Origin of the sequence: Rhodoplanes elegans (assembly GCF_016653355.1) — a bacterium.
GTDB classification, from domain to species: Bacteria; Pseudomonadota; Alphaproteobacteria; order Rhizobiales; family Xanthobacteraceae; genus Rhodoplanes; species Rhodoplanes elegans.
In genome coordinates this window covers 25,380-37,554 of record NZ_NHSK01000041.1, presented here as the reverse complement: position 1 = coordinate 37,554, position 12,175 = coordinate 25,380, and the positions used below count along the sequence as shown (strand labels likewise).

The following is a 12,175-nucleotide window of genomic DNA, read 5'->3' as shown; positions in this document are numbered from 1 at the left end:
TTCTTCGACGCCGCCGCCAGCCGCCGCAGATCGGCCGCCGAGAAATCCGTCCGCAGAGCAACCGCTGTCGCCATGGCGCGAATCCTCCCGCGCCGAGCGAATCACATCCGCCCGCTCCCCGGAATCCTCAGCGAGTCAGTCACAGAGGCCTTTGGTATTACCATATTCTAGCAGCTTGCGGGCGCCCTCAAGGCAGGCCAGCTCGGCGCCTTCGACATCGAGCTTGAGGAAATCGATGGTCTGCGAGTTGTCAAGCATCTCGTCGAGCGAGCGACACTCCACCGTCTCTCCGCTTCACTTCGGCATGCAGCTCGTAGAATGATTGGGCGCGTCGCGCCGAATTGTAGTCCATATACATAGATTTGGTGGTCTGCGGCACCGCCTCGCCCATCATGGTGCAGGCGCTGGCTCCTTTGGTAATATAGAACGTCCGGCTCTCTCGAGAACGGCATGCGGCGTAGGGGTGATACTCTTCGCTTCTGAAGGTCGGCAGATGCCCGCCGACCTTGCGGGAGTCGGTGTCGCGCGCGACCAGCTTCTGCCATTCTTCCTGGTTCGGTTCGAAGCCGATCAGTTTGCTGCGCTGGGCATAGCAATCAGGAAGCAGCATCATGCCGTTCCGCGCACCGAGGTCCACGACCACCGGTTCGATCTGCCGTTGGTCAAGCGGACGGAAGATCAGGTCTGCAACGGTCTCTCAGTTGCCGACGTCGAACTCGAGAGGATTCCGCCGCAGCCAGCGTATCGTCTTTTTGAGCATAATTCTCTTTAACCTCACAAAAATGAGCGATCGATGAATATCACGTCCGGCTCGCCACGTCTCTTGTCGTGCTGTCCTTGCGTTTGGCAGGAGTTGGAGGTGTCGACTGAATGCGGCTCAACCTCGATCGAAACTAAAGTGGTTGACTATTCTTTCAGCAATATGCTCCGCGACCCGGTCGGCCGTAAATAGTTCCCGGTAGGTTAGCCAGCCGCCTTCGCCGATCCTGTTGCGCAGCGTTGCATCGCCTGCAGCAGTAGCGATCAGGTCGGCGATCTCGGCGGCCGAGCTACCGAGCAACGCATTCTTGCCGTGTTCAATTTCCGGCATTGCCAAAGACGCGTTGCGATGAGCGATCACGCAGCATCCGAGGGTCCATGCGTGGAGGTAGCGCGTGTGTCCCACGTTGAAACTCGTGGCATTGTTCACGCAAAGAAAGACCGGTGCTGTCATCATGGCCTCGTCGATGTCGTCGACGAAGCCCCGTAGTACAATATCTGGTCCAGAGAGAAGGTTGGCGATCTTAGGATGAAGATTGCCAGATCCTAGAATTTCGATCAAATAGCTTCCTGATGCCATGCGCTCACGCAAGGCTGGCAAGAGTTCGCGGCCTAGATACTCCATTCCCAGCCGATTGGCAGTGCCGCCCAGTTTCCCGACGTTCGCAATAATGCGAACCGGCGTCGGCGACTCGAGTTCGCTGCGACGGGGGCGCCACGTTTCACCCAGCCGGTCGATCCAGATATTGCGGACGTAGAAGGCATTGTCGAACCCGTTGTTGCGATAGTATTCGGCATCGTTATTAGCGACATCGCCGATCAGATCGAGCTTGTGCATCACCGCCAGATGCATTTTTTCAAGTTGTCGGAGGCCGATAAGGGTTGCAAGCCGAGAAAGACTTAGTCCTTCGAGACGGATGTCGTGATGGGTCCGAGCCCGGCCTGTCTTCGGATCGGGATTACCGTAGTACGCGAACTTTGTCATAGGGACGTCTGCGCACGCGGCCGTTAGCCACTCACTCCATGGAACGAACGCTACGTCGGCCTTCCAATTGGAAAGCTCTCTCCCGATCACGGCACTGTGCACATAATCCGGATAGAAGTGCTCGATCTTGGGCGCGAGCAACCGTTCGATACGGCCGCCAACGCGAGTCGGCTTTGGAAGCGTCATCTCGCCAATCAAGGAAACGCCTGCGTCTTGCAGGAACTGGCTTCCGTTTCTCTCGTCATCGGTTGCGAGGGACGAACCGTCGTGTTCAACGAGCAGCCAGCCGACCTCCAACTCCGGGCGAGCCGCGAGCGCTCTGATCAGCTCGAAAATGACGACGTTTGCGGCCCTGACGCTGTGCGCCGGATGCGGCCGGTTCGCCGTCACGACGGCCAGTCGCACCTTAGATGTCATGTGGCGTCTCCCAACTTCCTGCGATGTGCGACCGCCGTATCGCTTCCGTCAAAGCTGCAACACGCCGTCCTGCGCCGAAGTCAGGACGACATTGTGTACCATTGCGGACGCTGTCGACAAAGCGATTCGCCAACGACAGAAAGGGCGCGATGCGTCCATCGCCATCTGCGCGCGGATCGGCAAGGCTTTGCCGCTCCCGACCATCTGCGTCATAAAGGTTCAGCGTAAAGCCGCTCGTATAGTCAGACGTTCGATTTTCTAGGATAGCTGTTCCATTCTCTCCCACGACGATCCACTGATGAATATGGCTGCCTGGATGGGCGTTGCCGATCGTCCCGGCGAACGAAGCGCTGCCGACAAAGCGCATTTGGACAAAGGCGGTATCCTCAGCCGCAACATCGGCCTCGGTCGGTTTGAACAGAGACGTGCGCTTATTGGAAAGGTCGGCCCGTACTTTGGCGACCGGACCGACCAGCCATTCCGCGATATACAGTGCGTGGGTGCCCAGAAGAGTCAGGACACCGCCACCTTTATTAGCGTCGGTCTTCCAAGACCATTTGCGTTTTTTTTGTGCGTAAGATTCGGTGAGCCAGGTCAGTTGGATGAACCGAACTTCGCCAAGCTCGGATTCTTCAATCATCGATTTCAAATGGGCGAAGGCAGGAATTTCAGCAAATTCGAAGTCGACCGCTGTGACCAGCCCTCGCGTTTGCGTTTCGAGTTGAGTTGCTTCCGTCGCGGAACAACCGAGCGGCTTCTCGCACAAAATAGGGATTTTTGCCGAAGTGATTGCCGAGATCGCAGGCGCGACCTCGGTTGGTGGCAGCGCCACCGTGACAATATCGAGATCTCTACCGAGAAACGAGTTGAGATCGACATCGACCGGGCAACCGAAGCGTTCGCTGATTTCGCCGGAACGCGGGCCGCCGGTGCCCAAAAAGGCAACCAGTTCACAGCCTTCGATGCGTTGGAACGCGGGGGCGTGGACCTCTGCGCCAAATCCGATTCCAATAATCCCCACGCGGAGGACGCCGTTCATTGCCGTCAATCGATGATACGCGGCGTTGGCAGCGGGGCGATGAACTTGCCGCGGTAGCCGTTCTTGCGCAGGTTCTGGGCCAGTTCCTCGGCGATGTGCCATGACAGCAGCAAGGCGTATTCCGGTTGCTCGCTATACAGCAGCTTCTCGTCGAGGACGGGAATTCGGGTGCCCGGGATGTACTTGTCGAGCTTGTGCGAGCCCGAAACCTCCATAACGGCATCGAGGATGCCGTCGTCGAGTCCGACGAAGTTGATCAGCGTGCTCGCGCGCGACGGGGCGCCGATGCCGAAGATGCGGGCGCCATCGCGCTTCAGCGGTGCCAGTAATTCGTACAGTTCGATCTTGGAGCTGATCACCCGTTCGCGGAACGCCTTCAGGCCGCTGCCATCCGCAAGCCCCTTCGCCTTTTCCTCGGCCAGGGTTTCGGCGACCGACGGCTGAATCGGACGCTCGCCTTTGCGGGCAGCGTAGACTCGGATCGAGCCACCGTGCGTCGGGATTCGCCTAGTGTGAAACACTTCGAGCCCGTGGCGATCGAACAGTTCGATCAGGCTGTGCAGGTGATAATAGCGAAGGTGCTCATGATAGATCGTATCGTACTGAACGGTCTCGACGAGATCCAGCAGATAGTGGTTCTCAGAGATGAACACGCCGCCGGGTGCGAGCAGGTCGAGAATGCCGTCGACCACCGCATGGACGTTGCCGATGTGCGCGAACACGTTGGCAGCGGTGACGAGTTGAGCGTGGCCGTATTCAGCGGCGACTTTCTGCGCGGTATGGCGGCTGAAATAGGTTTTCAGTGTGCGGACGCCCTTCGAATTCGCGACGTCGGCCGCGCGCGACGGTTCGATGCCCAAGACGGGGTAGCCGGACTCAAAAAAATTCGACAGCAGCGTACCGTCATTCGAGCCGATATCGATGACCAGCCGGTCCGGCTTTAGGCCGAGCAGCGACTGTGACTCGTCGCGCAGATTGGCGAAATTGGTCCGCAGGATGCGCGTCGTACCGCTGAGATAGGGATAGCTTTCCGGGAACAGGATCTCCGGCGCGACCTCGAGGCCGATCTGGACCAGCCCGCAACCGTCGCAGCGTACCATTTCTAGCGGATAGGCCGGCTGCTCCACCGGGGTCGAACCGACCTCCGGCATGGTATTGACCGGAGGGATGAAACCGACGAACAGCACCGATTTCAAAGTGCCGCTGCCGCAGATCTGGCAGTTCGTGACGGGAGTTGAGGTAGCCTTGGACATGATCAACCTTCGGAAGCGTCGCCGGCGCGATGGCGGGCGTACCAGTCGACGAGCGGGGGCAGTCCCGCGTCGATCGAGATGCGGGGAACATAGCCCAGCGCGGCCAGTTTAGAAATGTCGGGACAGCGCCGCTGCGTGCTGCCTTCGGTCAGCGGACCGGTGATGACGTTGGCTTCGCGACCGAGCGTCTGGAACACCTTGAGCACCAGATCGCGGATGGTGATCTCTTCGGGGTTGCCGATGTGGTAGATTTCGAGATGCTTGCCCTTGTCAATTACCGTCATCAACCCTTCGGTGAAGTCGTCGATATGGACAAAGGCGCGGGTCTGCGTGCCGTCGCCCTGAATCTCGAAATCGACTTTGCCTTCGGGAGTTGCGTCAATCAACTTGCAGGCGCGCTCGACGAATTGCGGCAGAACATGCTCGTGCCCCATGTCGGGGCCGTAGACGTTGTGAGGGCGGAAAATCGTGACCCGGTCGAAGCCGGTCCGGCCGTAATTGATCGCCATCAGTTCGCAGGCGAGCTTGCCGCCGCCATACGAGTAACGGGGGTTCAGCACGTTCGGCACCACCAGCGGTACGTCTTCAGGGGTCGGAATGATCGGCGGCGTCTGATACGCCTCCGAACTCGATGCCAGGACCAGATCGCGGATACCGTTGGCGCGGGCGGCGTCGATCACGTTGAGCATGCCGCGGATGGCGATGTCGAGCACCAGCTCCGGCTGTTCGTAGAAGTACCGAGTACCGTTGACGTAGGCGAGATGCACAAAACAGTCGACCCCGGCGGCGGCTTTGCGGACCGCGACGGCGTCACGGATGTCGGCTTCGACGAATTCGATGGCATCGGCGACGTCGCCGAGCCGGCGCGGCGCTCCGCGGGAATTGTCGTCGAGCACGCGGACACGATCGCCATTGCGAACGAGGGCACGAACCAGGGCCGAACCGATAAAGCCGGTGCCGCCGGTGACGAGAAGTTGACGGGTCATGAGGAGATGGACTCCGGGAGCACCGGCTTGCCGTGACTGCCGAGCGCTATGTAGCGCGTGCCCTCCGGCATGTGAAAGCGGTGCTCGTAAAAAGTGTTCCAGAAATCATACAGGATGGCTGGGCGAGTCATCGGCTGAACCAGCAGTTCAGGATCAGCCGCGCTGAACGCCGGATGATTGTTGAGGATCAGCGCCAGGCTTGCTCCGTCCATCGCGGCTTCGAGTGTGGGCGCGGGCTCCAGCCCGAACCGCTCGATCTCCGCCGGCGCCACGACCGCGTCGTAGCCGCGAAGCCGCGCTTGCGGAAAGGCTTGGCGCAGCGCGTCGAGCACCGGGCGCGCCATCGTGCCGCGCAGATCGTCGGTCGCCGGTCGCCCCTTGAAGGCGATGCCGAGCAGGGCGATCGTCGGCCTGGCAGGAAATCCGTCGAGCGAGCCGGCAAGCTCCTTGAGAAAGCGGACGACTTCGGACGGCTGGTCTTCGTTCAAGCGCCGCGCCGCAAGGGTGATGGCAGGCGCCATGCCGCGCTCGGCCAATCCTTCGGCGAGAATATGCGGATCCTTTTCAAGGCAGGGGCCGCCGACGGGGCCCGGCATTGGCAGGTTGGTCCGCGGATAGCCGAGCTTGCCGGCCTGGATCACTTCGACGGCGCTGATGCCGACCGCATCGCAGGCGCGGGCGACTTCGTTGGCATAGGCGAACGCGACATCGCGCGAGGCGTTGTCGATCAGCTTGATCATTTCGGCGGTCTCGATGTCCGAGACCCGAACGACGGTCGGCGTCAGCCGGTTGAACAGTTGCGAAGCTCGGATGCTGGCGGCCTCGGTGTCGCCGCCGACAATCTGCGGCAACTGCCGCAATTCGGTCAGCGCCTTGCCCTCCAGCGTTCGCTCCGGACAGAACGCGAGATCGAAGCGCTTGCCAGAGGCCTGCAGGATCGGAACGACGATCTTGCGCGTGGTGCCTAGCTTTACCGTGGAGCGCATAATTAAAAGGTCACCGTCCTTGAGACGGCTGCTGACTTCGCGTGCTACGCTTTCAACCATGTCGAGGCGCGAGTGCCCGTCGGCTCCGAGCGGTGTGCCGACCGTCACGATGAAGACGGTCCCGTTGTAGTTTTCCGGAATGGTCTTGCGGGCTGTGAAGTGGCCGCTGCGGATGACGCGGGCAAGCCGATTTTCCAAGCCCGGCTCGAAGAAGTGCGCCTTGCCCTCGGCGAGGAGGCTCAGGACCTGCTCTCGGATTTCGATGCCCTGCACCCGGAACCCGGCATCGGCCATTGCAACGGCCAAAGTCAGCCCGACATAGCCGAGCCCGAGGACGCAAACTTCCTCGTCGATTCCAATCCTCATTGCATCAATCCCAGGCAAAGTGGCCGTACATGACCGCGAGGCCGATCAGCGCGATATGCAGCGCGTGATCGAATTCGCCGGACGCAATCAGTTCGCGCAGTTGTCGTTTGCTGACGAAATGCGTGACAATGCCGTCCTCCGGGTTCCAGTCGTTGGCGCGCGCGCCGGCGTTGATGAAGAACCCCCAAAGCCGGTTTTCAAGCCGACCCGAATCCGGCATGAGGTTACCGAGCGGAATCGGGGGGGCGACGGCGGTCAGCCCGGTTTCCTCACGCAACTCCCGCACAGCAGCTTCGGCCGGTATACCGGCGGTGTCGTGCAGCCCGCCCGGCAATTCAAGGGTAAACTTTTCCACCGCCGGACGATATTGCTCCACCAGGGGGATGGTGCCGTCTTCGGCCACAACCAGGCTGGAGACATAATCCGCTTGGGCGAATGAATGATAGTCGTGAATCCCGGCCCGTCCGGCAAAACGAATCGATTTCTGGCGGGTGACGACCCAGGGCGAATTCTTGATCTCAGAAATCGCAACGATCTCAGGCCGCGGCAATGGCTGATGCATCCTGCTCATGATTGTCATTGCCGGAGCTTGCTAGGTCAGGAGTACGGCCTCTGCCAACACTGATGGATGCCGCAGGGCAAGTTCCTTATACCGTTTAACTTGAGGACGCAACGCTGGCACATATTTTTCCAAGCCTTCTGCGGCATGGCGCGAGAGACTTCCCGCATTGTTGGAGCGAGCTGACATCAAGATGAAGTTCCATTCCGCATTACGCGGTCGTTTCGCTGGGCGCGTGTTGCTGTTTCTGGGCGCCAACGCGTTGCAGGCGGTGCTGGCGGTCGCGATCCTGCCGCTCACCACGCTCAAGCTGACGGCGGCCGATTTCGGGTATTTCGCACTGCTGATGTCGGTGACGGCGTTCGCCAATGCCCTCAGCGACGGCGGTGGCGCACTGGCGCTGCCGGCCCACTACGGCATATCGCCGGGCGATGAGCGGCGCCGAATGATCGCGAGCTTCTTCGTGGTCTCGATGGTCTTGAGCTCTATGCTCGCCGTTGCGTTCCTGCTGTCCTGGCCGGCGCTGGCGCCGGTGGTGCTCGGTCAGGCGCGGGGGCCCGACACGCGGGTAACCGAAATGCTCGCCGCCGCCATCATTCCGCTGCGCTCCCTAGGCTCGCTGGCGACCACGGTGTTCTCGGTCAGCGGCCGCGGCAACGCGATCGCGGCGCAGATCGCCGCCCAGGCGGTGGGGACGTTCGCCGGCACGCTGACCTGCCTGGTCGGGCTCGATCTCGGGCCGACCGCGCTGTTCGCCGGCGCGGTGATTGGGCAGCTTGCCTCGCTCGCGGTCGCCGCGCTCGCGCTCGGCGCCCAGCCGTGGACGCGGCCGAGCGCGCGCTGGCTGGCGGTGGTCGGCCGTCACGCACCGACGGCGGTGTTCACCGGCGTCACCGACGGCCTCCGCGGGGTCGGCGAGAACGCCGTGATCGCCGGCAATGTGGGCGTCGCTTCGGTCGGCTTCTACAGCCACGCGCGTCTGTATTACGGGCTGCAAATGAACGCCACTAACGCCTTCGCCCACAATCTGTGGTCCGTCTCGCTGGCCGAAGCGCGCGACGCCGACAGCCGATTTCGTAGGACCGGTCAGGTCTGGACGCTCGTGCACATCCTGCTCTCGCTGTTCGGAATCGGATTCGCCTGCTTCGGAACCGAATTCGTCGCGCTGCTGACCAACGGCCGGCTGACCCCGGCGGCGCCGCTGGTGCCGTGGCTGGCGGTGTTACTGCTGATTCAGGTCTCGGGGCGCGCGCAGAATGCGCTTGTTTTTGCCGAAGGCGCCGGCGCGGCGGCCAGCCGGGTGCGGGCAGGGCTGTCGTTGTTGGCGTTGGCCACGCTGCCGGTGGTGGTCGGCAAGGTGTTGGGCTACGGGCTTTCGCTGGGAATTGCCGGGGTGATCGCGGTCTTGATCGCCGAAGCGGTCGTCTTCCGGCTGTATCTGCGCTGGAAATGCGCAGCGTTCGGTCGCCGGCTTGAGTTCCAGGACCGCTGGGTGGTCGCCGGAATCGTGTTGACTATTGCGGCCTGGCTTCTTAACGCGGGGGTTCCCATGAGCGTGACGCTGCGCGGCGGATTGTTTGCGGGAGTGGTTCTCGGTATTTTGGTGCTCGAGCGCGCGCGGCTCGCTCACCTGTTGGGGACGCTTCGCTTTTAGCCGTCGACTATCCATCGGCCACGCTCTCATTCCGTGGCCGAACCAGATTGTGACACAGCGAGCCATTGATGACGGACATCCGGGAAGCAGCTGAAACCGCGGCCGAAATTCTGCTCAACGGCGGCTACGTCGAGCGTTGGGTCGAAGGCGCGATTTTCCCCTCCGAGATGGCGTTCTTCATCGCCGTCTGCAGCGTCGCGGGGGTCGACCGGGTGATCGAATCCGGCCGCCAGGACGGCTATTCGACCGAAATTCTCGGCGACTGGGCCAGCCATAACGGCCGCCAGATCGCTTCGGTCGATCTGGAGCACGACGCGGCGCGCGCCGCCGCCTGCCGCCAACGGCTGGCACACCTGCCGATCCAGTTGGTCAAGGGCAGCGCCTATGAGGAGTTCGGCAGATTGGTGCGCGACCGCGCCGGCCGTCGGCTGGCGTTGATCGCCGATGGCCCGAAGGGATGGCCGGCGATTTCGATGATGGCCGCCGGGGTCGACGACCGGGTCGAAGTGGTTGCCCTGCATAATTTGATACCCGGCAGCGCGGTGCGCGAGCTGTTTGAGCGGCTCGGCGGTCCGCAGACCTTCTACGAACGCGCCCTGAACGATCCGGGTCCGCGCTGGCAAGAACTCAGGGCGCGCGAGATCGCGTTCGCCGGCGGCACCGCCGCGCGCTCGCTAGAGTTGTCCTCGCTTGGCGTGCTGCGTCTTGACGACACCAATCGGTCGCTCTTTACGAATGCGTGGCGCACCGAGTTCGGGCTGCACCAGCCGGCGATGGTCAGAGCGCTGTGGCAGCTCGGCGCCTATTCCGCCGCGACCAAGCTCTATGGACTGTCGTACCGGCTGCTGCGACGCTGAGATCGATGCCTCGGGGAAAATTTGCCGGCCCGCAGCGCGCTCTCGAGCAGGGCCGGCCGGCATCCTTGAACAACCCCCTGCTCTCCGGTATGCCGCCGCTCTATCGTCGATTTCTGCTGCGAACGCGCGAGGTTGGATCGTGGACCGCCCAGTTCCTTATGTGATCGCCGAGATCGGCTCCGTCCATGACGGCTCGTTCGGCAACGCCTGCCGGCTGATCGAAACGGCGGCCGACTGCGGCGTCGATGCGGTCAAGTTCCAGACCCACGTCGCCGAAGCCGAGACGCTGCTCGACGCGCCATCGCCGTCGTACTTCTCCGCCGAGCCGCGCGCGGACTATTTCCGCCGCACCGGGTTTTCCACAGATCAGTGGCTGCGCCTCGCCGCAGTGGCCGGGGCCGCGAAGGTCGATTTCCTGTCGTCGCCGTTTTCGCTGGAGGCGGTCGACCTGCTCGAGCAGGTCGGGGTCGGCGCCTACAAGGTGCCGTCCGGCGAAGTGAGCAACTTGCCGCTGCTGGAGCGGATCGCCGGCACTGGCAAGCCGATCTTCCTGTCGTCGGGAATGAGCAGCTGGGCCGAGCTGGACGCGGCGGTCGCCGCCTGCCGCGGCGGGGGGCACGTCACCCTGCTACAATGTACCTCGGCCTATCCGTGTCCGCCCGAAAAGGTCGGGCTCAATGTCATGGTCGAGATGGCGGGGCGCTACAATCTGCCGGTCGGCTATTCCGACCACACCATGGGTTTCGCCGCGCCGATCGCCGCGGTGGCACTCGGCGCGACCGTGATCGAGAAGCACTTTACCTTCTCGCGGCTTATGTACGGCAGCGACGCCAAGCACAGCATGGAGCCGGACCAGTTCCGGCTGCTGTGCCGCGAACTAAAGGACGCCGGCCGGATGATGGCGAGCGCCGTCGATAAAAACGATCTGTCCGCGGTCGCCGACATGAAGCTGATCTTCGAAAAGAGCATCGTCGCCGCCGCCGAGCTGCCCGCCGGCACCGAGATCGCCGAAAGCCATCTCGCTTTCAAGAAGCCGGGCGACGGCATTCCGGCGGCCAAGTACCGCGACCTGATCGGTCGCCGGGTGGTCAACGCGGTTCCTCGGGACCACAAGTTTTCCCTGGAGGACTTCGCGTGAGCAAGAAGAAGATCTGCGTCGTCGTCGGATCGCGCGCCAATTACAGCTCGATCAAGTCGGCGATGCGGGCGATCAAGGAGCATCCGGCGCTCGAACTGCAGCTGATCGTCACCGCCTCGGCGGTGCTCGACCGCTACGGCTCGGTGGTGAACTTGATCGAGAAGGACGGCTTCACCCCGCACGCCCGGGTCACCATGCTGATCGAGGGCGAGACCCCGGCGACGATGGCCAAGTCCACCGGCCTCGGACTCATCGAGCTGCCGACGCTGTTCGAGCAGCTGGCGCCCGACGTCGTGCTCACCGTCGGCGACCGGTTCGAGACCATGGCGACCACGCTGGCCGCCGCTTACATGAACATCCCCGTCGCGCACACCATGGGCGGCGAGGTCAGCGGCACGATCGACGAGAGCATCCGCCACGCCGTCACCAAGTTCGCCCACATCCATTTTCCGGCCAGCCCCGGCGCGCGCGACCGCATCGTCAAGCTCGGCGAACTGCCGCAGCACGTCCACCTGGTCGGCTGCCCGCGCATCGATCTGGTCGCCGAGATCCTGCAGAACTGCAGCACCGGCATCAGCGAGCAGCTATTCGATATCGGAGTCGGCGAACGGTTTCCGGTCGACGAGCCGTTCGTGCTGATCTCGCAGCATCCGGTGACAACCGAATACGGCAGCGGCGAAGCGCAGATCACCATGACGCTGGAAGCGGTGCGCGAGCAGGGGCTCGCCGCCATCGTGTTGTGGCCGAATGCCGACGCCGGCTCCGACGACATCTCGCGCGGCATCCGCAAATGGCGCGAGCGCAAGCTCGACGACCGCATGCACTTCTTCAAGAATCTGCCGATCGACATTTACGTCAATTTGATGCGGGCGACCGCCTGCCTGATCGGCAATTCCTCGAGCGGGATTCGCGAAGGCGCCTATATCGGCACCCCCGTGGTCAACATCGGCACCCGGCAGAATATGCGCGACCGCGGCGAGAACGTCATCGAGGTGCCCTACGACAAGAAGCAGATCAGCGATGCGATCGCCCGGCAGGTCAAGCACGGCCATTACGCGATGAACCCGCTGTACGGCGACGGCAGCGCCGGCCGCAAGATCGCCGACGTGCTCGCGACCGAGGAGGTCGACGTCCAGAAGTGCATCACCTACTGAGCAGCCGATCGAGGAACGCGAG

The 12,175-nt window shown here is 62.5% G+C and carries 12 protein-coding genes; 4 read left to right on the top strand and 8 right to left on the bottom strand.

What is annotated here, in order from left to right; genetic code table 11:
* Positions 1-135: 135 nt before the first annotated feature.
* The 8 genes from CCR97_RS32495 to CCR97_RS03080 all read right to left on the bottom strand — a co-directional run bounded on the left by CCR97_RS32495 (position 136) and on the right by CCR97_RS03080 (position 7,362).
* On the bottom strand, positions 136-258 hold the full coding sequence (locus CCR97_RS32495; RefSeq protein WP_111356334.1) for an FkbM family methyltransferase: 123 nt from the start codon (positions 256-258) through the stop codon (positions 136-138).
* The gene (locus CCR97_RS03110; RefSeq protein WP_146618688.1) at positions 251-643 is read right to left on the bottom strand and encodes a hypothetical protein; all 393 of its coding nucleotides are present in this window, start codon (positions 641-643) and stop codon (positions 251-253) included. The genes CCR97_RS32495 and CCR97_RS03110 overlap by 8 nt, the downstream gene beginning before the upstream one ends.
* A 234-nt stretch (positions 644-877) precedes the next feature.
* Positions 878-2,161: a glycosyltransferase gene (locus CCR97_RS03105; protein ID WP_111356332.1), complete on the bottom strand. Its 1,284-nt coding sequence runs from the start codon at positions 2,159-2,161 to the stop codon at positions 878-880.
* The gene (locus tag CCR97_RS03100) at positions 2,151-3,200 is read right to left on the bottom strand and encodes a Gfo/Idh/MocA family protein (RefSeq protein ID WP_170145746.1); all 1,050 of its coding nucleotides are present in this window, start codon (positions 3,198-3,200) and stop codon (positions 2,151-2,153) included. Before CCR97_RS03100 ends, CCR97_RS03105 begins: the two co-directional genes overlap by 11 nt.
* A gap of 5 nt (positions 3,201-3,205) precedes the next feature.
* Positions 3,206-4,453, bottom strand: a complete 1,248-nt coding sequence (locus CCR97_RS03095) for a class I SAM-dependent methyltransferase (protein WP_111356330.1) — start codon at positions 4,451-4,453, stop codon at positions 3,206-3,208.
* Positions 4,454-4,455: 2 nt separating this feature from the next.
* Positions 4,456-5,439: an NAD-dependent epimerase/dehydratase family protein gene (locus CCR97_RS03090; protein ID WP_111356329.1), complete on the bottom strand. Its 984-nt coding sequence runs from the start codon at positions 5,437-5,439 to the stop codon at positions 4,456-4,458.
* The gene (locus CCR97_RS03085) at positions 5,436-6,791 is read right to left on the bottom strand and encodes a nucleotide sugar dehydrogenase (RefSeq protein WP_111356328.1); all 1,356 of its coding nucleotides are present in this window, start codon (positions 6,789-6,791) and stop codon (positions 5,436-5,438) included. Before CCR97_RS03085 ends, CCR97_RS03090 begins: the two co-directional genes overlap by 4 nt.
* Positions 6,792-6,795: 4 nt before the next feature.
* A complete protein-coding gene (locus CCR97_RS03080; protein ID WP_170145745.1) occupies positions 6,796-7,362 on the bottom strand; it encodes an NUDIX hydrolase in 567 nt (188 codons plus the stop codon).
* A 181-nt stretch (positions 7,363-7,543) separates the two neighbouring features.
* Between CCR97_RS03080 and CCR97_RS03075 the strand changes: the two genes are divergently transcribed.
* From CCR97_RS03075 to neuC, 4 genes are all read left to right on the top strand, one after another.
* Positions 7,544-9,004 carry a lipopolysaccharide biosynthesis protein gene (locus CCR97_RS03075; protein WP_111356326.1) on the top strand — a complete coding sequence of 487 codons (1,461 nt, stop codon included), beginning with the start codon at positions 7,544-7,546 and terminating at the stop codon, positions 9,002-9,004.
* A gap of 68 nt (positions 9,005-9,072) precedes the next feature.
* A complete protein-coding gene (locus CCR97_RS03070) occupies positions 9,073-9,861 on the top strand; it encodes a hypothetical protein (protein ID WP_111356325.1) in 789 nt (262 codons plus the stop codon).
* Positions 9,830-10,999, top strand: coding sequence for an N-acetylneuraminate synthase family protein (locus CCR97_RS03065; RefSeq protein WP_111356324.1), 1,170 nt, complete (start codon positions 9,830-9,832; stop codon positions 10,997-10,999). The genes CCR97_RS03070 and CCR97_RS03065 overlap by 32 nt, the downstream gene beginning before the upstream one ends.
* Positions 10,996-12,153, top strand: a complete 1,158-nt coding sequence (gene neuC / locus CCR97_RS03060) for a UDP-N-acetylglucosamine 2-epimerase (protein WP_111356323.1) — start codon at positions 10,996-10,998, stop codon at positions 12,151-12,153. The genes CCR97_RS03065 and neuC overlap by 4 nt, the downstream gene beginning before the upstream one ends.
* Positions 12,154-12,175 lie beyond the last annotated feature (22 nt).